Annotated in this window: 25 protein-coding genes and 2 tRNA genes; 9 read left to right on the top strand and 18 right to left on the bottom strand. The window is 68.7% G+C overall.

The annotated features are described in order from the left end of the window. Positions 1-40 precede the first annotated feature (40 nt). The 4 genes from AEB_RS16245 to AEB_RS16230 are packed head-to-tail and all read right to left on the bottom strand — an operon-like array spanning position 41 to position 4409. Positions 41-1201, bottom strand: a complete 1161-nt coding sequence (locus AEB_RS16245; RefSeq protein ID WP_119084066.1) for a mechanosensitive ion channel family protein — start codon at positions 1199-1201, stop codon at positions 41-43. After that, entirely contained in the window at positions 1198-2463 is a 1266-nt protein-coding gene (metC, locus tag AEB_RS16240) for a cystathionine beta-lyase (protein ID WP_119084065.1), read from the bottom strand. Before metC ends, AEB_RS16245 begins: the two co-directional genes overlap by 4 nt. Continuing rightward, positions 2415-3260, bottom strand: a complete 846-nt coding sequence (gene sseA, locus AEB_RS16235; protein WP_119084064.1) for a 3-mercaptopyruvate sulfurtransferase — start codon at positions 3258-3260, stop codon at positions 2415-2417. The genes metC and sseA overlap by 49 nt, the downstream gene beginning before the upstream one ends. A gap of 45 nt (positions 3261-3305) precedes the next feature. Then, positions 3306-4409 carry a hypothetical protein gene (locus AEB_RS16230; RefSeq protein ID WP_145985324.1) on the bottom strand — a complete coding sequence of 368 codons (1104 nt, stop codon included), beginning with the start codon at positions 4407-4409 and terminating at the stop codon, positions 3306-3308. Between the two features lie 99 nt (positions 4410-4508). On the opposite strand from AEB_RS16230, the gene queF reads away from it, so the two are divergent. Together queF and pobA are read left to right on the top strand one after the other, a co-directional pair. Further along, positions 4509-4976: a preQ(1) synthase gene (queF, locus tag AEB_RS16225; RefSeq protein WP_119084062.1), complete on the top strand. Its 468-nt coding sequence runs from the start codon at positions 4509-4511 to the stop codon at positions 4974-4976. A 3-nt stretch (positions 4977-4979) separates the two neighbouring features. Then, entirely contained in the window at positions 4980-6155 is a 1176-nt protein-coding gene (gene pobA, locus AEB_RS16220; RefSeq protein WP_119084707.1) for a 4-hydroxybenzoate 3-monooxygenase, read from the top strand. 23 nt (positions 6156-6178) lie between these two features. On the opposite strand, the gene AEB_RS18275 is transcribed toward pobA, so the two are convergent. From AEB_RS18275 to AEB_RS16180, 8 genes are all read right to left on the bottom strand, one after another. Then, the gene (locus tag AEB_RS18275) at positions 6179-6307 is read right to left on the bottom strand and encodes an entericidin A/B family lipoprotein (RefSeq protein ID WP_119084061.1); all 129 of its coding nucleotides are present in this window, start codon (positions 6305-6307) and stop codon (positions 6179-6181) included. 110 nt (positions 6308-6417) lie between these two features. Further along, positions 6418-7194, bottom strand: coding sequence for a sulfite exporter TauE/SafE family protein (locus AEB_RS16210; protein ID WP_119084060.1), 777 nt, complete (start codon positions 7192-7194; stop codon positions 6418-6420). Positions 7195-7225: 31 nt separating this feature from the next. Further along, a complete protein-coding gene (locus tag AEB_RS16205) occupies positions 7226-9604 on the bottom strand; it encodes a TonB-dependent receptor (protein ID WP_119084059.1) in 2379 nt (792 codons plus the stop codon). A 78-nt stretch (positions 9605-9682) separates the two neighbouring features. Next, complete coding sequence (locus tag AEB_RS16200; RefSeq protein WP_119084706.1) at positions 9683-9859, bottom strand: YezD family protein; 177 nt, start codon at positions 9857-9859, stop codon at positions 9683-9685. A gap of 131 nt (positions 9860-9990) precedes the next feature. Continuing rightward, positions 9991-10440 carry an RrF2 family transcriptional regulator gene (locus AEB_RS16195; protein ID WP_119084058.1) on the bottom strand — a complete coding sequence of 150 codons (450 nt, stop codon included), beginning with the start codon at positions 10438-10440 and terminating at the stop codon, positions 9991-9993. Between the two features lie 124 nt (positions 10441-10564). Next, positions 10565-10640: transfer RNA gene (locus tag AEB_RS16190), tRNA-Thr, on the bottom strand. Between the two features lie 20 nt (positions 10641-10660). Continuing rightward, positions 10661-11545 carry a hypothetical protein gene (locus tag AEB_RS16185; protein WP_119084057.1) on the bottom strand — a complete coding sequence of 295 codons (885 nt, stop codon included), beginning with the start codon at positions 11543-11545 and terminating at the stop codon, positions 10661-10663. Beyond that, a complete protein-coding gene (locus AEB_RS16180) occupies positions 11538-12857 on the bottom strand; it encodes a replication-associated recombination protein A (RefSeq protein ID WP_119084056.1) in 1320 nt (439 codons plus the stop codon). Before AEB_RS16180 ends, AEB_RS16185 begins: the two co-directional genes overlap by 8 nt. 104 nt (positions 12858-12961) lie before the next feature. Between AEB_RS16180 and AEB_RS16175 the strand changes: the two genes are divergently transcribed. Further along, positions 12962-13606 carry a PadR family transcriptional regulator gene (locus AEB_RS16175; protein ID WP_231958788.1) on the top strand — a complete coding sequence of 215 codons (645 nt, stop codon included), beginning with the start codon at positions 12962-12964 and terminating at the stop codon, positions 13604-13606. A gap of 93 nt (positions 13607-13699) precedes the next feature. On the opposite strand, the gene AEB_RS16170 is transcribed toward AEB_RS16175, so the two are convergent. The 3 genes from AEB_RS16170 to AEB_RS16160 all read right to left on the bottom strand — a co-directional run bounded on the left by AEB_RS16170 (position 13700) and on the right by AEB_RS16160 (position 18333). After that, entirely contained in the window at positions 13700-14851 is a 1152-nt protein-coding gene (locus tag AEB_RS16170) for a glycosyltransferase family 4 protein (RefSeq protein ID WP_119084054.1), read from the bottom strand. 246 nt (positions 14852-15097) lie between these two features. Continuing rightward, the gene (locus tag AEB_RS16165; protein WP_119084053.1) at positions 15098-17620 is read right to left on the bottom strand and encodes an ABC transporter permease; all 2523 of its coding nucleotides are present in this window, start codon (positions 17618-17620) and stop codon (positions 15098-15100) included. Beyond that, a complete protein-coding gene (locus tag AEB_RS16160; protein WP_442858040.1) occupies positions 17620-18333 on the bottom strand; it encodes an ABC transporter ATP-binding protein in 714 nt (237 codons plus the stop codon). The genes AEB_RS16165 and AEB_RS16160 overlap by 1 nt, the downstream gene beginning before the upstream one ends. Positions 18334-18380: 47 nt before the next feature. Between AEB_RS16160 and AEB_RS16155 the strand changes: the two genes are divergently transcribed. Continuing rightward, positions 18381-19097, top strand: a complete 717-nt coding sequence (locus tag AEB_RS16155) for an arylesterase (protein ID WP_119084051.1) — start codon at positions 18381-18383, stop codon at positions 19095-19097. Positions 19098-19101: 4 nt separating this feature from the next. Here the strand turns inward: AEB_RS16155 and recF are convergent, their stop codons facing one another. Beyond that, the gene (gene recF / locus AEB_RS16150) at positions 19102-20187 is read right to left on the bottom strand and encodes a DNA replication/repair protein RecF (protein ID WP_119084050.1); all 1086 of its coding nucleotides are present in this window, start codon (positions 20185-20187) and stop codon (positions 19102-19104) included. A gap of 223 nt (positions 20188-20410) precedes the next feature. On the opposite strand from recF, the gene AEB_RS18555 reads away from it, so the two are divergent. Genes AEB_RS18555 through AEB_RS16145 form a run of 3 tightly spaced genes read left to right on the top strand, consistent with a single transcriptional unit; the run spans position 20411 to position 20925 of the window. Then, positions 20411-20539: a hypothetical protein gene (locus tag AEB_RS18555; protein ID WP_269461549.1), complete on the top strand. Its 129-nt coding sequence runs from the start codon at positions 20411-20413 to the stop codon at positions 20537-20539. A gap of 45 nt (positions 20540-20584) precedes the next feature. After that, the gene (locus AEB_RS18550) at positions 20585-20716 is read left to right on the top strand and encodes a hypothetical protein (protein WP_269461548.1); all 132 of its coding nucleotides are present in this window, start codon (positions 20585-20587) and stop codon (positions 20714-20716) included. Continuing rightward, on the top strand, positions 20713-20925 hold the full coding sequence (locus AEB_RS16145) for a PspC domain-containing protein (RefSeq protein ID WP_119084049.1): 213 nt from the start codon (positions 20713-20715) through the stop codon (positions 20923-20925). The genes AEB_RS18550 and AEB_RS16145 overlap by 4 nt, the downstream gene beginning before the upstream one ends. A 21-nt stretch (positions 20926-20946) precedes the next feature. Here AEB_RS16145 and AEB_RS16140 read toward each other — a convergent pair whose 3' ends face one another. Both AEB_RS16140 and AEB_RS16135 read right to left on the bottom strand, forming a co-directional pair. After that, the gene (locus AEB_RS16140; RefSeq protein ID WP_119084048.1) at positions 20947-21519 is read right to left on the bottom strand and encodes a DUF1993 domain-containing protein; all 573 of its coding nucleotides are present in this window, start codon (positions 21517-21519) and stop codon (positions 20947-20949) included. An 88-nt stretch (positions 21520-21607) separates the two neighbouring features. Then, the gene (locus AEB_RS16135; RefSeq protein ID WP_119084047.1) at positions 21608-22357 is read right to left on the bottom strand and encodes a queuosine precursor transporter; all 750 of its coding nucleotides are present in this window, start codon (positions 22355-22357) and stop codon (positions 21608-21610) included. 58 nt (positions 22358-22415) lie between these two features. Here AEB_RS16135 and AEB_RS16130 point away from each other — a divergent pair. After that, positions 22416-22492: transfer RNA gene (locus tag AEB_RS16130), tRNA-Arg, on the top strand. Between the two features lie 159 nt (positions 22493-22651). Next, the gene (locus AEB_RS16125) at positions 22652-23200 is read left to right on the top strand and encodes a pseudouridine synthase (protein WP_119084046.1); all 549 of its coding nucleotides are present in this window, start codon (positions 22652-22654) and stop codon (positions 23198-23200) included. The last annotated feature ends 1 nt before the right edge of the window (position 23201 follow it).

The following is a 23201-nucleotide window of genomic DNA, read 5'->3' as shown; positions in this document are numbered from 1 at the left end:
CATTCCAGCGAGAATGGGTATGGCCGCGGTTAGGTTTGCTTTAGCCGCCCTGCGCCGGGGGTGATTTTTCGGGATTTGCACCCTCGCTGCCGGGGGCCTGCATGCGCTGTGCAATTGCTTCAACCAGTTTGCGGAATTCCGCATTGTCGCGCAGGTTGAGATCGCGCTGCGGGAAGGGGATTTCGATGCCGTTTTCGTGGAACAGATCCCACAGCTTCTTCAGCACTTCGGAGCGGACATTGCCCACGCCCTGTTCCGGGTCGGTGATCCAGCAGTGGATGATGAAATTGACCGAGCTGTCGCCGAAGGAATCGAGCCAGCAGGTGGGCGGGGGGCTGTTCAGCACGCGCTTGCTGGCGCGCGCCGCCTCCAGCATCAGTTCTTCCGCTTTCTTGATATCGCAATTGTAGGACACGCCGACCGGGATCTGCATCCGCACCTGGCGGCTGGAGTAGGACCAGTTCTCCACCTGATTGACCATCAGGTTCTCGTTCGGGATCAGATATTCGCGCTGGTCCCGCGTGGTGATGGAAACGGCGCGGATGCCGATCTTGCGGATTTCGCCGAAGGTAGAATTGCCCGCCTGGTCGGCGATGGCGATCACGTCCCCCGGCTTGATCGAACGGTCCATCAGCAGGATGATGCCGGCGATCAGATTGCCGAAGGTCTTCTGCAGGCCGAAGCCGATGGCGAGGCCGAAGGCGCCGGAAAAGACGGTTAGGGCGGTGAGGTTGATCCCCAATATGTCGATGCCGATGAAGATCGCCAGCGCCCAGATGACGATGGAGAGCAGCTTTTCGCCCAGCAATTGCTGCGCCGGATCGAGCCGCGTGACGCGCTTGAACAGCGAATGCGCCATCTTGCTGCCGAGCCGCGCCAGCACGAACACCGCCATGATGACGAGGATGACGACCAGCACGCTCCACACCGAAATCCGGGTATCGCCCACGGTGAAGCCCAGCGCGTCCAGCTGATCGACCACATTGCCCACGGTGATGCTGTGCTGGCTGACCGCCTCCTTCAGCGCATCGGCCCCGGCGACGGGGTCCGCATCGGCCGTGGGGGTGGCCGCGGGGTAACCGGGGATCGCCTCGGGCGGCGGCACGGTATCGGCCCCCGCGGTGGGAGAGGCCTGGGGAAAGGGGGCGGCGCCGACCGTGTCCGTCGCGCTATCCGTCGGCGCCGTCATCGCAGCAGTCATTCGCGCTCCATCGCGGCAAATCCCCGGGCCAGATCGTGGACCAGATCCTCCGGGTCTTCCAGCCCGATCGCCAGCCTTATTCCCAACCGGTCCGCCGCATCCCAGCCCGGCGGTGGCCAGGAGGTGGCGCTGCGGGCGCGGTTCGGTTCGAAGGGAATGGCGAGGCTTTCGAACCCACCCCAGCTGTAGCCGATGCCGAACAGCTCCAGCGCATCGATCAGCCGTGCCCGGTCGGCCGGGCTGCGGCCGCGCAGGACAAAGCTGAACAGGCCGCAGCCGCCGCTGAAATCGCGCGCCCACAGATCATGCCCCGGCGCGCCGGGCAGCATGGGGCACAGCACATGGGCGACCTCGTCCCGGCCGCGCAGCCATTGCGCCACCGCCAGCGCGCTTTGGGCCGAGCGGGCGAGGCGTAGCGGCATGGTGCGCAGCCCCCGCAGCGCCAGCGCGGCATCGTCTGGCGAGACGACCTGCCCCAGCAGCTGCGCCTTCACGCGCAGTTGGTCATACAGCGCGGGATCGGCGGCGGAGACCGAGCCCATCATCAGATCGGAATGGCCGCCCACATGCTTGGTGAGCGCCATGATGGAAATGTCGCAGCCGCGGCGGAAGGCGGGGAAACCCAGCGGGCCGGCCCAGGTGTTGTCGATCAGCACCAGCGCCTCGCGCCCATGCGCGACCGCGGCCAGCGCGGGCACGTCGCACAATTCCATGGTCAGGCTGCCCGGCGCCTCCAACAGTACGGCGCGCGTGCGGTCGCAGAATTGCGCGGCGAAGCCATCGACATCCAGCGGATCGAAATAGCGCGTGGAAATGCCCATCGGCGCCAGCAGCCTGTCCGCCATGGCCCGGCTCGGCTCATAGGCGTTGTCCGTCATCAGCAGCACATCGCCCGCCTGTAGCACGCCCAGCAGCGCGCCGGCGATCGCCGCCACGCCGCTGGGATAGAGCAGCGTGCCATGCGCGCCCGGCTCCAGTTCGGTCAGCGCCTCGCTCAGCGCCCATTGCGTGGGTGATCCGCGGCGGCCGTAATAGAACTGGCCATCCTCGTTCGGCCGGCCCTTGGCCAGCTCTGCGCTGTCACGATAGAGATGGGTGGAGCCACGCCATACCGGCGGGTTCACCACCGGCCAGGTCCATTCCTCGCGCCGCCCGGCTTCCACCGCGCGCGTCGCAGGCCCGCGCTCTCCGGCCTCGCGCTTCGCTCCTGCGCTCAAACGGCCTCTCCGGTCGCCTTGGGGGTATCCGGATCGGCGCCCCATTCGCTCCAGCTACCGTCATACAGCGCGGTGTCGTCCTTGCCGATCAGATGCAGCGCGAACAGCAGCACCGCCGCCGTTACCCCGCTGCCGCAGGTGGTGACGACCGGCTGGTCGAGATCGACGCCCGCCTGGGCGAAGGCGGCGCGGATGCCCGCAGCATCCTTGAAGGTGCCATCTTCGTTCAGCACGCCGCCGAAGGGCAGGTTGCGCGATCCGGGAATATGGCCTTCAGCCACGCCCGGGCGGAAATCGGGCGCCTCGCCGCGGAAGCGCAGGGCGCCGCGCGCATCCACCACCTGTTCCTGCGCGCTGGCAAGATTGGCGAGGATATCCGCTTTGGAGCGGACCGCGCCCGGTCCGGCGGCGGGGGCGAAGGGCACCGGTGCGGTGGAGGGCATCCCGGCTTCCAGCGGTCGGCCTTCCGCGCGCCATTTGCCCAGCCCGCCATCTAGGATCGCCACATTGCGGGCGCCGTGCATCCGCAGGATGAACCACGCGCGGGCGGAGGTCTTCACCTCGCTATCGTCATAGATCACGATCCGCTGATCGTGCCGCACGCCCAGTGCCGCCATCCGCTCCGCCAGTTGTGCCGCGGTGGGGAGGGCGGCCGGAACGGGGCTGTTCCCGTCCTTCAGCGTGGCGAGATCGAGATAGCGGGCGCCGGGGATATGCGCGGCCGCAAATTCGGCCGCCGGATCGCGTCCGGCATCGGGAAGATGCGCGGAGGCATCCAGGATGGCGAGGTCAGGCGCGCCGATCTGCCCGGCGAGCCATTCGGTCGAAACAAGCTCTTCCATGGGCTGCAGCGGTAGCCCCTGCGCTGCCCCGCGTAAATGGAGCGATCACGCGAAGGCACGGTGCGCGAGCGGGGCATAGACGCGCGGGCCGTGATCCAGCCGGATCGGCAGCAGGCCCGCGCCCTCGCGCGAAGGCGGCAGGCCCAGCAGGAAGGTGCGCTGCATGCCCGCGCCTTCGGCCCGCAGCGCCAGCCGCGCCAGCGGCACGAACAGCGCCGCGCCGCTCCGCCGGATTGGCGTGACCTGCGCCAGCGGCAGGCGTAGCTCCGCAGTGAAGCGGTGGCTCTGCCCCGGCTCCAGCCGGGCGAGCGAGAGGATGCGCGCCGCGCCGGGTGCAGGCCCGGACAGCTGCGCTTCGCGCCCCAGCGAGGCGTGGGCGGCGATCAGGTCCGCCTCCATCTCGAGCCGTTCCAGCGGGCGGGGCGAGCGGTTCTCCACCAGCACCGAGCAGGACAGGGTGGCATTCATCAGCGAAAGGCTGATGCGCAGCGGCTCGATCGCGAGGGCGATCTCCGGCTCGCGGGAAGGGGGCGGGGGCCCCGGGCGCGGCGCAGCCGGTGCGGGGCGCGGAGCCTCGGGGGCGGGCGGCGTGGTCGTGGGGCGCGGGCGCTCGATGGCTGTGGGTGTGGGCAAGGCGTCGCGTCGCCGCCGCCAGAACCATAGGCCCAGCCCGGCAAGCGCCACCACCAGTAGCGCGGCCACCCATGCCCACGAGCTTCCCTGCCCGGGCGGCTCGGGGGAATCAGCGCCGGGGGCCGGAGTGATCGCGGGGACGGAGGGCGCTTCGGTCACCGGGCCGTCGCTGGCCGTAGGAGCTAGGGGTGGCGCTGCCGCCGGTTCAGAGGTGGAGCGGGGCGATGGAGACGCAGCGGGGGCCGGTGCCCGCTGCGGCGCCGGGGTTGGCGTCGCGCGCGGCAGGGGAATCACCGGCACTTGCAGCAAGGGGGCAGGCGTTGGGGTTGGCGTCGGTGTGGTCGCGGACTGCGGTGTGTCCGCCGCGGGCGCGGGAATATCGTCGGCCACCGGACCCTGCGGCTGCGGCGTGGGAGTGCTTTGTTCCGGCAGGCGAAAGTCGTTGAGCGGCGGCGCGGCCAGCACGGGGGCGGGGGCCAGCAGGGCGGAAAGGGCGACGAGAGGGAGCGCGCGCATGATCGCCAGCGGCTTGGCGCCGGGCGCTGAACCGTGACTGAATCGCGCCGGTTCATGCGGTCCCTTGTGCAAGGCGGGCGATCGCGGCATGGCGCAGCCATGACCGACCACCCCTATACCGGCGCGCCGCGCGTGCTGGGGCAGCAGAGTGCGCTGCCCGCCAGCCCTGAAGACGCCGCGCTCGATTATGTCCCCAATCCGCGGCCCGGCGTGCTGTATTGCGTGCGGTTTGCTGCGCCCGAATTCACCTCCCTATGCCCCGTCACCGGCCAGCCCGATTTCGCCCATCTGGTGATCGACTATGCGCCTGACGCCACGATCGTGGAATCGAAGAGCCTCAAGCTGTTCCTGGCATCCTTCCGCAATCACGGCGCCTTTCACGAGGATGTGACGGTGGGCATTGGCCAGCGCCTGTTTGCGGAAATGGCGCCGCGCTGGCTGCGCATCGGCGGATATTGGTATCCGCGCGGCGGCATTCCAATCGACGTATTCTGGCAGAGCGGCGCGCCGCCCGAGGGGCTGTGGCTGCCGGACCAGGGCGTGGCGTCGTATCGCGGGAGGGGATGAATGATGACGGAAAAGACGCAGGTTTGCATTATCGGGGCCGGGCCGGCCGGCTTGCTGCTGGGCCATCTGCTGCGGGCGGAAGGCGTGGAATGCGTGGTGCTGGAACGGCAGACGCCGGACTATGTGCTGGGCCGCATCCGCGCGGGCGTGCTGGAGCAGATCACTGTCTCGCTGATGGAGCGGCTGGGGCTCGACGGCCGGCTGAAGGCCGAAGGGCTGCCGCATGATGGCTTCAACCTGGCGGATGGCGAGCGGCTGATCCGCATCGATATTGCCGATCTCACCGGCCAGCATGTGGTGGTCTATGGCCAGACGGAGCTGACGCGCGACCTGATGGATGCGCGGGAGGAGCGGGGGCTGGAGGTGATCTATGAAGCCGCCGATGTCGCCCTGCACGATGTGGAAGGCGATGCGCCTTACGTCACCTTCACCAAGGACGGCGCGCAGCGGCGGATCGACGCGCGCTTCATTGCCGGTTGCGACGGGTTCCACGGCCCCAGCCGCCGCGCGATCCCCGCCGGCGTGGGCATGGAGTATGAACGCGAATATCCCTTCGGTTGGCTGGGCATTCTGGCCGATGTGCCGCCCTGCAACCACGAGCTGATCTACGCCAATCACGAGCGCGGCTTCGCCCTCGCTTCCATGCGCAGCGCCACGCGCAGCCGCTATTACGTGGACGTGCCGCTGACGGAGAAGCTGGAGGACTGGCCGGACGAGCGGGTGTGGGACGAGCTGGCGATCCGCCTCGGCCCCGAAGCTGCGGCGCATATCACGCGCGGCCCTTCGATCGAGAAATCCATTGCCCCGCTGCGCAGCTTCGTTTTCGCGCCCATGCGGCACGGCAGCCTGCTGCTATGCGGCGATTCGGCGCATATCGTGCCGCCCACCGGCGCCAAGGGGCTGAACCTTGCCGCCAGTGACGTGCATTACGCCGCCGAGGCGCTGATCGGCTTCTTCAAGGGGAAGGGGGGCGAGGCGATTGCCGGCTATTCCGACAAGGCGCTGGCGCGGGTGTGGAAATCGGAGAGGTTCAGCTGGTCGCTGACCAAGCTGATGCATCGCTTCCCGGATGATGGCCCGTTCGAACGGGCGATGCAGGTGGCCGAGCTCGACTATATCGCCTCGAGCCGGGCCGCTCGCACGAGCATTGCTGAAAACTACGTCGGCCTGCCGGTCTGAACCGGCAGGCCGACGGGGCTCGCTCAGATTTCGTCTTCGACGGTGCTGGACGCGGACTGAAGATCCTCGCCGGCGCCCGACACGGTGTTGCAGGCAGCCACCGACAGGGCAAAGGCGAAGGTCGCGCCAGCAATGAGAATTTTCCGAGCCATCACGTTTTCTCCGGGTTGAAAGGTCTGTGGGGCGGAAATGCTCCACCGGCCCGGATGTTCCGCGCCGGCGTCCGTCCGCTCCGCGGGACCGCCGCGGGGAGGGCAGGGCGCTAGATCACGGCCCAGGCGCGCAGCACGCTGAACAGGCTGGTGGCGATCAGCACCAGCGCCACGGAGAACAGCAGCAGCCGGGGCCGCAGCCGCTTGGCCACGATCGCACCGAAGGGCGCCGCCGCCACGCCGCCGATGATCAGCCCGACCGTGGCGATGCTGAACGCAGCCAGCCCGAAGCTGACGATGAAGGCGATGGAGATGGAGATCGTCAGCAGGAACTCCGCCGCATTCACCGTGCCGATCGTCTTGCGCGGATCGCTGCCCTGCACCAGCAGGTTGGAGGTCACCACCGGCCCCCAGCCACCGCCGCCGGCCGCATCGAGGAAGCCGCCGGCCAGCGCCAGCGGGCGCGTCATCTTCGGATCCTCGAAATGCGGCTTGGCCATCCGAATGGCGCGGAACAGCAGGTAGAAGCCGATCCCGGCGAGATAGAGCATCACGAAGGGGCGGGCGACCGAAGCATCCACATTGGAGAGCAGATAGGCCCCCAGCACGCCGCCGATGATGCCGAAGGGGGCAAGGCGGCGGAACAGGCCCCAGTCGATATTGCGGTGCCAGATGTGGCTCGCGCCCGATGCGCCGGTGGTGAAGATTTCCACCATATGCACGCTGGCCGAGGCGGCTGCGGGCGGCACGCCGAGCACGCTGACCAGCAGCGTTTGTGAAATGACCCCGAAGGCCATGCCGAGCGCGCCGTCGATGACCTGGGCGGCGAAGCCGACGGCGATAAAGGGGGCGATGTCGTGAAGCGTAAGCGCGGTGAAATCGAACATGAGGTGGTCCTCCCTGTTGCGAGGGGCTGGATCAGAAATGCGCGGAGAGCGTGATCCCGTAGCTGCGCGGATCGGCCGGCTGGCCGACGATCAGCCCGGTGCTGCCCGATTGGGCGGTGAGGAAATCGAAGGTTTCGGTATCGAAGGCGTTGCGCACCCAGCCGAAGGCCTCCCACCCTGCATCCGCGCGATAGCCGGCGCGCAGGTTGATGAGGGTGAAGCCGTCCACCCACATGTAGTCGGAGGGTGTCGGGCTGGACGACCAGCGGCTGCGGCTGCTGCCGTCCATTGCCGCAAAGGCCTCGCCCGCGGTGCCCAGCAGGTCGGCGGGGTGGGCGTATTCGGCGCTGTAGCTGGCCGCCCAGCGGGACACGCCGGGCAGCCGCTCGCCCGAAATATCCACCACCATGGTGGCGCCGCCCGATTGTTCGAGCGGGGGCGGGGCATCGGCGAAGGAGACATAGGTGGCGTCGGTAAAGGCCAGCGATCCGCTCAGCGTCAGGCCGCGGACGGGGCGCAACGCCAGCTCCGCCTCCACCCCCTGCGTGCGTACCTTGGCCGCATTGGCGAGATAGCCGCGCAGCACGCCGACGGCGCCATTCACCACGGTGGCCTGATAATCGCGAATATCGGTGCGATAGGCGGCGAGCGACCAGTTGCCCGCCCCGCCGGCCAGCGTACCCTTCACCCCGATTTCGAAATGATTGACCTTTTCCGGCTTCACCGCCGCCAGCTCGCTCGCCGGGGTGCCGTCGGCGCGGTTGGGAATGCCCGAAAGGTTCACCCCGCCCGATTTGAAGGACCGGGCATAGGTCGCATAGACGAGCCAGTCGGCGGAGGGCTTCCACGATGCGGTGACATCGCCCGAGAGGTTCCAGTCGCTGAGCCGCGTCTGATAGCTCTGGCTTTGCAGCACGCCGGCCTTGCGGGCGATCAGCGCCGGGTCGCTCGTCTCCAGCCCGCCACTGGCCACGGCTGCATAATCCGCACGCTTGCGATCGTAGTTGAGCCGCAGGCCGGGTTCGATGCTGAAGTCGCTGGCCAGCTGCCAGGTCAGGCGCCCGAACAGGGCCGCGCTGTCGTTGCGATAGTCGATATCGGTGGTCTGCTGCAGCCCGTCGAGCAGGGCGGGATCGCTGCCGGCGGTGGGGCCGAGCAGCCAGTAGCTCGCCGCGCTGCCCTGCGCCTGCAAGCCGGTGGAGCGGATCGTCTGCCGGAACAGGAACAGCCCGATTACATAATCGAGATCATGCCCGCCGCCGCTGTTGTAGCGCAATTCCTGCGTCCACTGCCGTTGGCTGGAGGGATTGGCCGAAATCGTGGTGATCGGCAGGGCGGTGTAGTCGCGGTCGTTGGAAGGGTTCCAGTCCCACGCGCGCCAGGCGGTGACGCTGGTCAGCATGCCGTCGCCCAGATCGAGCCGGGCCCGCGCAGACACACCGCCGAAGCTCTGCCGTGCGCGCAATTCGGTGTCATGATCCACCAGCCGGTCGAAGGGCTGGCGGCTGGCCGGCTCGTAGCCGAAGTGGGCCGCCAGCGATTCGAACTGGCGATTGGCCGCGCGCTCCGTCGGCGCCACGCGCACGAACACCTGCCCGCAGCATTCGGGGTCCTGCCGGTTGTAATCCGCCGCCAGGGTGAGCGAGAAGCGATCCCCCGGCTGCCACAGGATCTGGCCGCGGGTGCCGAAATTGTCGATCTCGTTCACCTTGCTGCCGGTGGTGACATTCAGCAGCGTGCCCGAACGGCGCGTGGCGGAGGCCACCAGCCGCGCCGCCACGGTGTCGCTCAGCGGGCCCGACAGCGCCGCCTTCCCCTGCACATAGCCGAGATTGCCGGTGGAAAGCTGCGCGCTGCCTTCGAAATCGAAGGTTGGCTGGCGGGAGGTGATGTTGAGCGCGCCGGCGGTGGTGTTCTTGCCATAGAGCGTGCCCTGCGGCCCGCGCAGCACCTCGATCCGCTCCACATCGAGGAAGTCGAAGGTCGATGCCGCGACGCGGGCATAATAGACATCGTCGATATAGATGCCCACGCCCTGCTCGATGCCGTCATTGGTGAGGCCGAAGGGCGCGCCGATGCCGCGGATGTTCACCGCCGTGTTGCGCGGGTTGGAGGAATAGAAGGTGAGCGAGGGCTGCAATTGCTGCAGCCGGCCGACATTGAAGCTGCCGGTGGCGTCGATCGTCTCGCCCTGGACGATCGAGATGGCGAGCGGCACGTCCGCCAGATTCTCCGCCCGCCGGCGAGCCGTCACGATAATCGCCGGCCCGCCCCCGGGATCGGCAGGTGATGCGGCGCCATCTGCCGGGGGAGCCGGTGGCGGGGGCTCCGCCGCTTGAGCGAAGGCAGGGGCGGCGGGAAACAACAGCGTGGAAAGGGCCAGCCATGGCCCGACAGATCGTGAATGCATGATCGCGCTTTCTGAAGCAGGATATGCATCCGGCGGTCCGGTCTGCTTTCCGTATGGTGGGGTGAAGGTGCGGGCGGCTCAGCTCCCGAAACGGTGGCGTTCGGTCACGTCCACCTGCACCGGGCGGCCGTCATGAACGGTGAGCTGGATCACGCCATAGCGCAGGCGCTCCAGCGCTTCGGCCACGGCGCGCAGCGGTTCGGGAAGGCCTGCCTCGGGCGAGGCGGGGGAAGGGGTCACATCGGTATGGCGCATATGCGTCTCCGTGATCGGCCGAACCATTCGGCCTCTGCCCGCATATTCTCTACCGATTTTGTTGACAATAGGCTTGCGGCGGCGGGCCGCGCATTTGCGACGAAGCAAATCTTGCCCGCGCCGAAGCGGGATTAGCGATCCTCGAAATCTTCTTCGGAGAAGGCGGGGAGGGGCTGGATCGGATCGGACAGGCGGATCGCGTCAAGCAGTTCGGCCGTCCGGTCGCGCACCTGCAGCATCAGCGCGCGGGTGCGGCACTCGCCCTCCGCTACGCAGTTCTTGCATTTCTCATGCGCGAAGCGGCTGGCGCAGGGCACCAGCGCCAGCGATCCGCGCATCACCCGGATCAGATCGCCATAGGTGATGTCCACCGGTGGCAAGGCCAGCCAGTATCCGCCATCCTTGCCCCGCTGCGAGGCGACGATGCCCATGCGGCTGAGTTCCGAAAGGATCACGGTGAGGAAATTGGCCGGGATGTTCTGCTTTTCGGAGATCTCGGCAAGCTGCACGGGCCCCTTGCCGTAATGATCGGCGAGATGCTGCATGGCGCGTATGGCGTAGCGGGTCTTCTGCGACAGCACGCCTCATCCATGGCCCCGTTCGGGCCGGCAGGCAACCGGCGCTGGGTGGGGCGTCGTAGCGAACGGAGTTCGAACCAGGCAGCCGCGCGCTCAAGTAGCGGGAAGCGCGGTAGCGCAGCAAAAATGGTGCCGGCTACAGGATTCGAACCCGTGGCCCCCTGATTACAAATCAGGTGCTCTACCAACTGAGCTAAGCCGGCACGCCGAATCGCGCTTTGCGTCAAGCGACGCCGAAGGTCCAGCCCTCCGTTTGCGCGATGTGGTCGGTCATGGCGGCGGGGCGCCACAGTTCCGGCCGGGCGGCGCTGGCGCGCAGCCAGGCGGCGGTGATCAGCGCATCGGCGCTGTGATCGTCGATCGGGCCGCTGCCGGGGGCCGCGGGGCTGCCGAGAGCGGCCAGCGCCTCCGCCAGTGCCGCGTGATCGCGAATCTTGCTGCTGGACGCGCGCCGTTTTGCGGCCATGGCGGCGATGGTGGTGTAGATTTCCACCACCACGGAGCCTGCGGGCGGCAGCGGATCGACCGGCCACACGGGCAGCGTGCCCTTCAGCGCATGGAGCACGCGCATGCCGGTGAGGCTGCTCTTGCCCACCTGCGCCGCGCCGATCAGGTTGAAATTGCTATAGGGCTTGCAGCCCTGCCGCGCCTGCATTTCCTCCGTCACGCGGAAGCGGCCGCGGCCATGCGCCGCGCCGTCGCAGCGGAACTGCGCGCCTTCGCGCCCTCCGTGGCGGCGGAAGAAGCGGCTCGCCTGCGGATGGTCGACGAAGCTCTGCACCGAGAGATGCGGATCGTCTTCGGAGATGCGCTCCACCAGCGCCCACAGGCCGTGGGCGTCGGCCGGGCTCTCGCTCCAGCCGGGGAAGAAGGCGCCGCAATCCGCGAAGGGCAACGACATGCCCAGATCGAGCCCCACCAGCGTATCGGCGGGTAAGCCATCCCGCAGATAATGCAGCACGCCTTCGCGCGACCAGCCCCCTTCGGCCGGGAGCAGCCGCGGCGTGCCGCCGCCCCGCTCGGCGAGTGCCAGCGCGATGCCTTTCTGCCGCGGCCCCTGTGCGCCGGACCAGTCGATCGCCAGGAAATGGCGAAAGCGCCTATCCATTCCGTTCGGCGCGCAGCCTGTTCCAATAGGTGATGCGTTCCTTCACCTGCCGTTCGAAGCCGCGCTCCACCGGTGCGTAATAGGTCTGCGGCTCCATCTCCTCGGGCCAGTAATCGGCGCCGCTGAAGCCTTCCTCCGCATCGTGGTCATAAGCGTAGCCGGTGCCATAGCCGATGTCCTTCATCAGCTTGGTGGGGGCGTTGAGGATGTTCTGCGGCGGCATCAGGCTGCCGGTTTCGCGCGCGCTCTTCCACGCCGCCTTCTGCGCCTTGTAGGCGGCGTTGGATTTGGGCGCGGTGGCGCAATAGAGGCAGGCCTGCACGATCGCCAGCTCGCCTTCCGGGCTGCCGAGGAACTGATAGGCCTCCTTCGCCGCGATGCACTGAGTCAGCGCCTGCGGATCGGCCAGGCCGATATCCTCGCTGGCGAAGCGGGTGATCCGGCGCAGCACGTAGAGCGGCTCCTCCCCCGCCACCAGCATACGGGCGAGATAATAGAGCGAGGCCTGCGGGTCCGATCCGCGCAGGCTTTTGTGCAGCGCGGAGATGAGGTTGTAATGCCCCTCGCGATCCTTGTCATACACGGCGACGCGGCGCTGCAGGAACTGGCCCAGCTCCGCCGGGCCGAGCGGTTCCACGATGCCGGCGGCATAGAGCGTTTCCGCCTGATTGAGCAGGAAGCGCCCGTCGCCATCGGCGCTGGCGATCAGCGCCTCGCGCGCGGCGGGGGTGAGCGGCAGCGGGCCTTCCAGCGCCTCCGCCCGGTCCAGCAGCTTGCCCAGCGCGGCCGCATCCAGCCGGTGCAGGATCAGCACCTGCGCGCGGGAGAGCAGGGCGGCGTTGAGTTCGAAGCTGGGGTTCTCTGTCGTGGCGCCCACCAGCGTCACCGTGCCGCGTTCCACGAAGGGCAGGAAGCCATCCTGCTGCGCGCGGTTGAAGCGGTGGATCTCATCCACGAACAGCAGCGTGCGCTGGCCCGCCTTGCGCGCTGTTTCCGCCTCGGCGAAGGCCTTCTTGAGATCGGCGACGCCGGAAAACACCGCGCTTACCGCGACATAGCGCATGCCCACCGCATCCGCGAGCAGGCGTGCGATGCTCGTCTTGCCCGTGCCCGGCGGCCCCCACAGCACCATGCTGGACAGGCGCCCGGCGGCAACCATCCGGCCGATGGCGCCTTCCGGGCCGGTCAGATGCTCCTGCCCGATCACCTCCTCCAGCGAGCGCGGGCGCAGGCGGTCGGCCAGCGGCGCATCGGCTGGGGGCTCGTCTCCACGCGGGGCGGGGGGAAGATCGTCGGCGAAAAGGTCGGCCATGCGCCTGCTCAGATAGGCGCTGCGGGGCTTCGCATCGAGTCCTCTTGCATCGTTAGTAATAAGATATATCTTAGAGGCATCGAAACACATCGAGGAGATTCGATATGCGTATGCACAGAGGTGGCCATGGTGGCCACGATTGCGGCCGCGGCGGCGGCCGATTTGGTGCCGGGCCGATGGCGGCGATGATGATGGCGGCCGGTCGCGGCTGGGGCCGGGGTGGTACCGGCGGCTGGGGCGATTTCGGCGATTGGGGTGACTGGGGCGGCGGCCGCCATCGGCGCGGGCGCATGTTCGCCGGCGGCGAACTGCGGCTGGTGCTGCTCAAGCTGGTCGCCGATGAACCCCGCCACGGCTATGAGCTGATCAAGGCGGTGGAGGAACTGACCGGCGGCGAATATGCGCCGAGCCCCGGCGTCGTCTATCCCACGCTGTCGCTGCTGGCTGACGAAGGGCTGATCGCCGAAAGCGAGAACACCGGCGACGGCGGGCGCAAGCTGTTCTCCGCCACCGAGGCCGGCCGCGCCGAACTGGCGGACAAGGCCGAGGAGGTGGAGGCGCTGATCGCGCGGCTCGCCCGTGTGGGCGAACGGGGCGGCAAGGGCCGCGCGCCGGAACTGTTCCGCGCCATGGCCAATCTTGCCGGTTCGCTGAAGCTGCGGGTGCGGCAGGGCGATCTCGACAAGGACCAGATCGAGCAGCTGGTGGACATCATCGACGATGCCGCCAAGCGGATCGAGCGGCTTTGACCCGACTGGAGATGCTGCGCCGGCGCCATGTGGTGCCGGCGCAATCCGGTACGCCCGCCGAGGGCAGCGGCAGCCCGCCCGGTCCCGACCCCGTCAGCCCCGGCCGCGCGCGGCGATCAGCCGCAGATAGGCCTGCGCCACGGCGTCGTTGATCGTGTCCCAGGCATAGGCGCGGCTGCGCATTTCGCCGGCCGCGCCATGGGCCGCACGCAGCGCCGGATCGGTGACATAGGCCGCCACGGCATCGGCAAAGCCGGATGCGTCGCCCGGCGTTACCAGCGTTCCCGTCTCGCCATCCACCACCAGGCTGGTGCTGCCGGTGGCGCGGGCGGCGACCACGGGCAGGCCGCAGGCCATCGCTTCCAGCGTGACATTGCCGAAGGTTTCGGTGATCGAGGGGTTGAGCAGCAGGTCCATGCTCGCCACCGCGCGGCCCAGATCGCGGCCGCCCTGGAAGCCCGCGAAGGCGGCGCCGGGCAGCCGCTCCGCAAACCATTCGCGCGCGGGGCCTTCGCCCACCACCAGCACCTTGTGGGGCATGCCGCGCTGGCGCAGTTCGGCGATGGTCGCGGCGAACACGTCCAGCCCCTTTTCCATCACCAGCCGGCCGAGGAAGCCGACCGCGATCTCCCCCGGCGCGATGCCATGCGCCTGCCGCCAGCCGTCGTCTCGGCGGTAGGGATCGAAGATCGTACGGTCCACTCCGCGTTCCCACAGCGAGATGTCGGAGCCCATGCCCTGTTCGCGCAGCACTTCGACCATGCTTTGCGACGGGGCTACAAGCGCATCGCAGCGGTTGTAGAATCGTTTGAGGATGGCCTCCGCCACCGGCTCCAGGAAGGCCAGATTGTAATAGCGCGGATAGGTTTCGAACCGCGTGTGGACCGAGGCGAGGATCGGCAGCCCTTGCGCCCGCGCCCAGCTGACCGCGCGATGGCCGGACAGATCGGGCGAGGCGACATGCATCACATTGGGCGCGAATCGCGCGAGGTCGCGCTTTGTCTTTTCCGGCAGGCCCAGTGGCATGCGATATTCGCCTCGGCCCGGAAACGGCAGGCTGGGCAGGCTGACCAGATCGCCCGTCGGCTCGAACGCCGGCGGCTCCACCGTGGGGGAATAGACGCGCACGGCCGCGCCCCGGCGCAGGAGGTAATCGACCAGCCGGTTCAGCGCCTGGTTCGCTCCATCGCGGACGTAGTTGTAGTTGCCACTGAACAGGGCCACGCGGAGATCGGCGGTGTCCATCGGCGCTCCCTTAGGCGAAGCATCGGGGGATGGCGAGAGGCTGCGACGCCGATCGACCGAAGGAAAAGCGAACTGTGCGCCTCCTGCCACTGCCGCGCGGTGCCGCGCCCGGCTGGAACACGCTGGAACAGGGTTCATCGCAGAAATATCTTCCTGTTTTCTCGAAGGTTTTCATCCGCACTCTGCGCGCTCTTTCAACGCTGGTCGAAGGCGGTAGGAAAGCGACAGATCGCTTCCTTCTGCCCTCTAAAGCTGCCGCAGGGCCTGTGCCGGCTTTTCGCGCAGGAGGGGGAGCGAGGCGGCGAGGGCGAAGGTTAGCACGAGGGCGATGCCGCCGCCCAGCACCGCGAGGATGCGGGGCCAGTCGGGCAGCCAGTCGAAATCGAACAGCTCCACGATCACCAGCCAGCCGAGGCCGGTGCCGAGCGCCAGCGCGACCGCCGCCAGCAGGGCGGCGATCAGGCCGAATTCCGCCATTTGCAGCGCCAGCAATTGCGCCCGGCTGGCGCCCAGCACACGCAGCACCACCGTGTCATACAGGCGCGCGGCGCGGGCGGCGGCGATGGCGCCCAGCAGCACGGCGATGCCGGCCAGCACAGCCACCGATGCCGCGGCAAGGATCGCCAAGGCCACCTGATCGAGGATCTCCCGCGCCTGGGTGAGCAGCGGCCCCACCTCGATCACCGAACTGGCGGGGAAGGCCTGCACCATGGTGCGCAGCAGCCCGCCCGGTCGTGGCCCGGCGGGAAGCGAGATCGTGGCGGCCAGATTATGCGGCGCATCGCGCAGCGTGTTGGGCGAGAAGATCAGCACATAGTTGAAGCCCAGGCTTTCCCAGTCGATCCGCCGCAGGCTGGCGACGCGCGCCTGCCGCTCCACGCCCAGCAGGCCGATGGTGAGATAATCGCCCACCTTCAGGCCGATCGCATCCGCCAGATCGGCATCCACGGAAACCAGCGGCTCGCCCGCATAGCCGGGCGGCCACCATTGCCCCGCGGTGAGCGAATTGCCTTCCGGCAAGGCCTCGGCATAGGTCAGCCCGCGTTCGCCCCGCAGCGCCCAAGCGCCTTCGGGCAGCTCGTCCAGATCGGCCACGCGCTGCTGCCGGCCCTTGGGCCCATAGGCCAGGATCGCCCCGCGCAGCACCGGCACCGTTTCCACCTCCGCGCCGGGCGCATGGCCCTGCACCACAGCGCGGAAGGCATCCGCCCGATCCTTGGGAACGTCGAGCACGAAGTAATCGGGCGCGATGGCGGGCACGCTGCGGCGGATGTTGCCGTCCAGGCTGGTCTGCACCGCTGCCAGCAGCACGAAGGCGGTAAGCCCGAAGCCGAGCGCGGTGACGAGCGAAGTGGTGGCGGAGCCCGGCCGGTGCAGATTGGCCAGCGCCAGCCGGGCGATGGGGCTCGCCGGGCGCGGGCTACGCGCGGCAAGCGCGCCGATCGCGCGGCCGATCAGCGCCAGCAGGCCCAGCAATGCGGCCGCGCCGCCGAGAAAGCCGAGGGTGAGCAACATCTCGCCCGAGCCGGTGAGCGCCAGCGCCACGATGGCGGCAAGGCCCAGCGCGACGGGCAGCGCCGCCGCGCGCCATTCGCCCCCCAGCGGGGCGATCCGCGCGCGCATCAGCGCCATGGCCGGATAGCTGCGCGCACGGATCAGCGGCGGTGCGGCGAAGACGAAGGCGACCAGCAGACCGAAGCCAGCGGCGCGCAGCAGCGAGAGCGGATCGACCACCAGCCCCGTTTCCACCGGCAGCAGCGATCCCAATGCGCGGGTGAGCAGCGGAGTGACGAGAACGCCCGCGACCAGCCCGGCCAGCGCCCCCGCCAGCGCCGCCGCGCCGATCTGCAGCGCATAGATGCGCGCGATATCCGCACTCGTGGCGCCGAGGATCTTGAGCGTGGCGATGCTCGCCCGTCGCGCCTCGAGATAGGAGGAGACGCCGCCGCCAATGCCGATGCCGGCGATCACCAGCGCCGCGAGGCCGACCAGCGTGAGAAATTCGCCCATGCGCGAAACGAAGCGTTCCGCCCCCGGGGAAGCGCGGTCGCGCGTGCGGATGTCGAAGCCGCTGTCGGGGAAGGCGGCTTCGATGGCCGCTTCCACTGCTTCCGGCGCGGGCGAGCCGGAGAAGCGCAGCCGTGTTTTCGTCTGGTAGAGCGCGCCGGGGGCGGTCAGCCCGGCTTCCGCGGGCAGGCCATAGGGCACGATCACGGTCTGGCCGAGGGCGAAGCCTTCGCTCAGCCGGTCCGGCTCGTCGGCGATGATGCCGCCCACCAGCACCTGCCGCGTGCCCAGGCGAAAGCTGTCGCCCGGCCCGATGCCCAGCCGCTCCGCCGCGCCGGGGGCGATCCACGCCTCGCCCGGCGGGGGGGCGCCCACGCGGTGCCCGCCTTCCAGCGTCAGCGTGCCATAGAGCGGCCAGCGTTCGTCCACCGCCTTCAGCTCCACCGGCGTGGCGGCATCCGGCGTGCTCGCCATGGCCTGCAGCCGCAACCCCTGCGACAGCGTGCCGTAGCGGGCGAGGAAGGCGCTTTCCTCCTCGTTCAGCGGGCGCTGCCACACCTCCACTTCGATGTCGCCGCCCAGCAGCGTGCGGCCCTGCGCCGCCAGTTCCCCGCGGATCGCCTCCGTCAGCGTGCCGATCGCGGCCAGCGCGCCCACGCCCAGGAACAGGCAGACGAGCAGCAGCCGCAGCCCGCGAAAGCGCCGGTGGAGATCGCGCCGGGCGATGCGCCAGGCGGCGGGCCAGGGAAGGGCGGCCAAGATTATGCCGCCGGGGCCGGGGCCATGTCGTCGCTGGCGATCTGGCCGTCGCGCAGCGTCACCACCCGGTCGCAGCGGGCGGCAAGCCCTTCGTCATGCGTGATGATGACCAGTGTCGATCCGGTTTCCGCGCGGCGGGCGAACAGCAGATCGACGATGGCCGCGCCGGTGGCCGCATCGAGATTGCCCGTCGGCTCATCGGCGAACAGCAGCGGCGGGCGCGGCGCGATGGCACGGGCGATGGCCACGCGCTGCTGCTCCCCGCCGGAAAGCTGCGCCGGATAATGGCCGAGCCGATGGCCGAGGCCGACCGCCGCCAGCTCTTCCGCCGCGCGCTCCCACGCGTCGGCCCGGCCGGCGAGTTCCAGCGGCGTGGCGACATTTTCCTGTGCCGTCATGGTGGGCAGGAGATGGAAGGCCTGCAGCACGATGCCGATGCGCCCCCGCCGCGCACGGGCCAGTTCATCCTCCCCCAGCGTGGAGAAATCGGCCCCGGCGACGGTCAACGAACCGCCGCTCGCCCGCTCCAGCCCGGTCAGCACGGACATCAGCGAGCTCTTGCCCGAGCCGGAAGGGCCGAGCAGCGCCAGCACTTGCCCGGAAGGTACGTGGATATCCACGCCGCGCAGGATCTCCACGGCGGCCGCGCCGGCCCCCAGCGTGAGCCGCAGCGCCTGTGCCTCGATCGCGGGGGATGCTGTCTCGACGCTTGCCACCACCCGGCGATGGCATAGGGAAGGGGGACGAGCAAGGAGGCTGGTGGATGGATAGGCGCGGTTGGTCGATCACGGGCGGGGTGGTGGCGGTGCTGCTGGCGCTGTCCGCCTGCGGCAGCGGCGGGGAGGATGCGCCCCTGCCGGAGCCGCGCGCCATGCAGGAGGCAGCGGCCAATCCGCTGCCGGTGATGGGGCCGGAACGCCGCATCCTGGCCTTCGGTGACAGCCTGTTCGCCGGCTATGGCCTGCAGGACGGGGAGAGCTATCCCGCCCGGCTGGAAGCGGCGCTGCGCGCGCGCGGCATCAATGCGCGGGTGACCAATGCCGGCGTTTCGGGCGACACCACGCAGGCCGGGCGGCAGCGCCTGTCCTTCGTGCTGGAAAATGATGCGGCGGCGCCCGATCTCGCCATCGTGGAACTGGGCGGCAACGATCTGCTGCGCGGCCTGCCGCCCGAACAGACGCGCGAGAATCTCGCCGCCATCCTGGCGGAGCTGCAGCGGCGGAAGATCCCCGTGCTGCTGATGGGCATGCGCGCGCCGCCCAATCTGGGCGCGGATTACCAGCGGGATTTCGATGCGCTCTATCCCGCCCTCGCCAAGCAATATGGCGCCGATCTGGTGCCCTTCTTCCTCGCCGCGATCTATGACCAGCCGCGGCTGATCCAGCAGGATCACGTGCATCCCACGGCCGAAGGGGTGAGTACGCTGGTGGGCGCCACGGTGGATCAGGTGGCGGCGGCGATCCCGCCGGCGGGGGAGTGAGCCGCTAAAGCCGCTCGGCCACGCCGCCGCTGACGCGCCACAGCGCCGCTTCGCCTTCAATCTCGGCAAAGGGGGGCCGCTCGGTCCCGGTCAGCCAGACCTGCGCCTGCCCTTCGCGCAGCCGTTCGAACAGGGCGGCGCGGCGCAGCGGATCGAGATGGGCGGCCACCTCGTCCAGCAGCAGCAGGCCGGGGCGGCCCCGCGCAGCGAGCGTGGCATGGGCGAGGGTGATGGCGATCAGCATCGCCTTCTGCTCGCCGGTGGAGCAATGGGCGGCGGGCTGGCCCTTGCCGGCCATCACCACCTCCATCTCGTCCCGATGCGGGCCGGTGAGCGTGCGCTGGGCACCGCGGTCGCGCTGCCGCTGGCGGGCCAGTTCGGCGGCCAGCGCGGCTTCCTCCACCGGGCCGCCCGGCTGATAGGAGAGGGCAGGCCGGGCGAAGGGCTGATCGGGCAGGGCGGCCAGTTCCTCCGCCAGCAGGCTCAGCAGCTGCATCCGCCCCTGCGCCAGCGCGGCGCCGGAAAGGGCCATCTGTGTCTCTATGGAATCGAGCCAGCGCGGATCGGGCTCCGCCTCGCTCGATAGCAGACGATTGCGTTCGCGCAGCGCCTGTTCATAGCGCAGGGCATGGCGCGCATGGCCGGGTTCGAGCGCCACGGCCAGCCGGTCCATATAGCGCCGCCGCGCGCCCGCGCTGTCGGCGAACAGGCGGTCCATCGCCGGGGTCAGCCAGCCGATGGCCAGCCATTCGCCCAGGCTCACCGCGCTCGCTTCGGCGCCGTTCACCTGCACCAGCCGCCGCCCCGGCCGATCGGGCGCGGTGCCGGTGCCGAGCCGCACCGGCTCTCCCCCGTCGCCCGCATCGAGCTGCGCGCTGACCGCAAAGCCGCCGGGCCCGCCGATGCCGGCCATCTCCGCCAGCGGCGCGCGGCGCATGCCCCGGCCGGGCGCGAAGAGCGACAGCGCTTCCAGCACATTGGTTTTCCCCGCGCCGTTTTCCCCCACCAGCAGGTTGAAATGCGCCGCGCCATCGAGCCGCGTCGCCGCATGGTTGCGGAAATGAGCCAGCGTGATCCGGTCGAGTGCCATGAAGGGCCGCAGGGTTAGGGCAATCGCCTGCGCCAGACCATCGCAAAACCGCTTTCCCGAAAATTGGTGAAAATTCCCAAACCTGTGTGAAAGCCTAGGTTCATCTTTGGCGGGGGCGGAGAAGAAATCGCAGAAATCCGCCATTTCTTCAAACTGGCACGGCTCATGCAATCAAAGGGACATCCGGCGGACAGGCCGCCCGGACCAAAGAAGGGGAATAAACATGAACGCTCGCAATGAAATCGCTTCTCGCCTCGTCGCCGCTTTCGGCGCGCTGGCGATCACCGCCACGCTGCTCGTCAGCAGCTTCGCCACCGCTCCGGTTCACACCGTCGCCAGCATCATCGCCTGAGGCGACGCGACCGCCGACATCACGCATAACAGGGACACTGAAACAATGACTGCCACTTCCGATTTCGCCACCCGCGCGCTGGCCGCCTTCGGCGCCTTCGCCATCACCGCGGCGCTGCTGGTCGCCAGCTTCGCCACCGGCCCGCAGGTCAGCTCGGTCGTCGGGGTGCTCGCATGAGCGCCCCCGACCACCGCCGCAGCGGCGGATCGCCGGGCAAGCTGCGCCTCGACAAGCCGAACGGCCGCTTCCTCGGCGTCTGCTCCGGGCTGGCCAATTACCTCAATATCGATCCGCTGATCGTGCGGCTGGCGTTCGTTGCCGGCACGCTGTTCGGCTTCGGCACCTTCATCCTGATCTACTTCGCGATCGCGCTGCTGGCGGATTGATCCGCCGGGGCGCGACGCCCCCTATTGCCCGCCGCCGGGGAGCGTGCCGGGCCGCGCATAGCCGAACATATGCGCCACATAATCCGCCTTGCCCAGTTCCACGCCCCTGCTGCGCAGGATGGCATAGGCGGTCATCAGGTGAAAATAGAACTGCGGCAGCGCCCAATCGCGTGCATAGGTTTCCGCCGTCAGGTCGAACACCAGCCCCATGGGCAGCTCATGCGCGATCGGCCGCGTGCCATCGGTATCGAAGGATTCCGCCGCCAGTTGCTCCACCAGCGCCACTGTCTCCGCAATCCGGGCCTGCGCATCGGCGATGGAGCCGGGCGCCTCGCCGGCATTGCGCCCTTCGTCGAGCAGCGTGGTGATCGATTCCGGAAACTCCCGCCCCAGCAGGCGATACATGCCCTCCTGCGCCTGCACGCAGGCGAAGCGCACCTGCGTCGCCAGCGGGAACATGTCGGGCGCCAGCCGCGCGGACAGCAGCGCCTCGCCCTCGTCGCCCGGTAATTGCGCCTGCGCCTTGGCCAGCCAGGCGGACAGAGCCTGCAGCATCTGGGTGTAGGTGGGGGCGAGAAGGGTCGGAAGGTTCATGCTGACTTTCTGAAAAGGGGAAGGAAATGGGTGGGTTGCTGCAAGGGACGGTAAGGGCACCGGATTGCGCGCCGATGACGGTGGCGGATCAGCCCCGTGCCCGCGTGCCATGCGCAAAGGGCGAGAAATCGGTGCCTTCGTCGAACACCTCCACCCCTTCGCGCCGCTTGAGGAAGCCCACCACGGCGTAGGTGACCGGGGTCAGCAGCGCCTCCCACCCGGTCTTCAGCGCCCATTGGGTAAGCGCCACGGTGATCACCAGATCCGGCGTCCACCCCGCCGCGCCGAGGAAGGCGAGGGGGTAGAACAAGGCGCTGTCCACGCCCTGACCGACCACGGTCGATCCGATCGTGCGGCTCCACAGCGCCTTGCCGCGCGTCCAGATCTTCATCCGCGCCAGCACATAGGCGTTGACGAACTCGCCCGCCCAGAAGGCGACGATGGAGGCGAAGACGATGCGCGGCACCTGCCCGAACACCGCCTCGTAAGCGGCCTGATTGCCCCAGTTCTCCGCCGGCGGCAGCGCCACCACGACGAAGGCCATGAAGGCCATGAACAGCAGCGCCACGAAGCCCGCCCAGATGCACCGCCGGGCATGGGCATAGCCATAGACTTCGGTCAGCACGTCCCCCAGCACATAGGATACGGGGAAGAACAATACGCCCGCGCCGAAAGGCCAGGCGCCGAGCAGCGGCAGGTCCACCACCGCCACCTTGCCCGCGCCGATCACATTGGACAGCAGCAAGATGGTGACGAAGGCGGCCATCACATAGTCGAAATAGCGGAACTGGCGCCGCGCGCCTTCCACGCCCCCCACGATGTCCTGCCGCCCCGCCATGGCTTTCTTCCTGACACGATTTGCGCCGGCCGCAAAGCACGCTATTGCGCCCTGCGACGCGCCTGTAGTTCAACTGGATAGAGCACGAGCCTTCTAAGCTTGGAGTTGCAGGTTCGAGTCCTGCCAGGCGCGCCATTCCTCCTCTTGCGGTGTTCGGCCCATCTAACCGGCCCGTCCGCCAACCTTAGAACAGGCCCGGAGGCGCAACCTGGCTCCATCCGGGTGAGCTCGAACGCAGAAAGCCGGCGGCATGGCCCTGAAGACATAACCGCACATGCGCGATAGGAACTCAGGATGGCCCGGCTGCTTCTGTTCAACAAACCCTTCGGGGTGCTGTCGCAATTCACCGATCGCGGATCGCCAGCGGTCCGGTCGACATTGTCGGATTTCATCGCGGTGAAGGGCGTCTATCCTGCCGGCAGGCTCGATCGCGACAGCGAGGGCTTGCTGCTGCTTTGCGATGACGGGCGGCTGCAGGCACGCATTGCCGAGCCACGCTTCAAGATGCCCAAGACCTATCTTGTGCAGGTCGAAGGCGATCCGCAGGAGCCGGAGCTGGAGCGCCTGCGGCAGGGCGTAATGCTGAAGGATGGCATGACCCTGCCTGCCGAAGTTGCGCGGATCGACGCGCCGGACCTGTGGCCGCGCGATCCGCCCATTCGCCAGCGAAAGTCTATCCCCGACAGCTGGCTGAAACTCACCATCCGCGAAGGGCGCAACCGGCAAGTGCGCCGCATGACAGCCGCGGTCGGCTTGCCCACGCTGCGGCTGGTGCGCTGGTCGATCGGCGAATGGTCGGTCGAAGGGATCGCGCCGGGGCAGTTTGCGGAAATCTCTGCCTAGG

The organism is Altererythrobacter sp. B11 (assembly GCF_003569745.1).
In the GTDB taxonomy this organism is placed as follows: Bacteria; Pseudomonadota; Alphaproteobacteria; order Sphingomonadales; family Sphingomonadaceae; genus Croceibacterium_C.
Note: the sequence above shows the minus strand (reverse complement) of the source record. Positions and strands in the feature narration are given on the sequence as shown.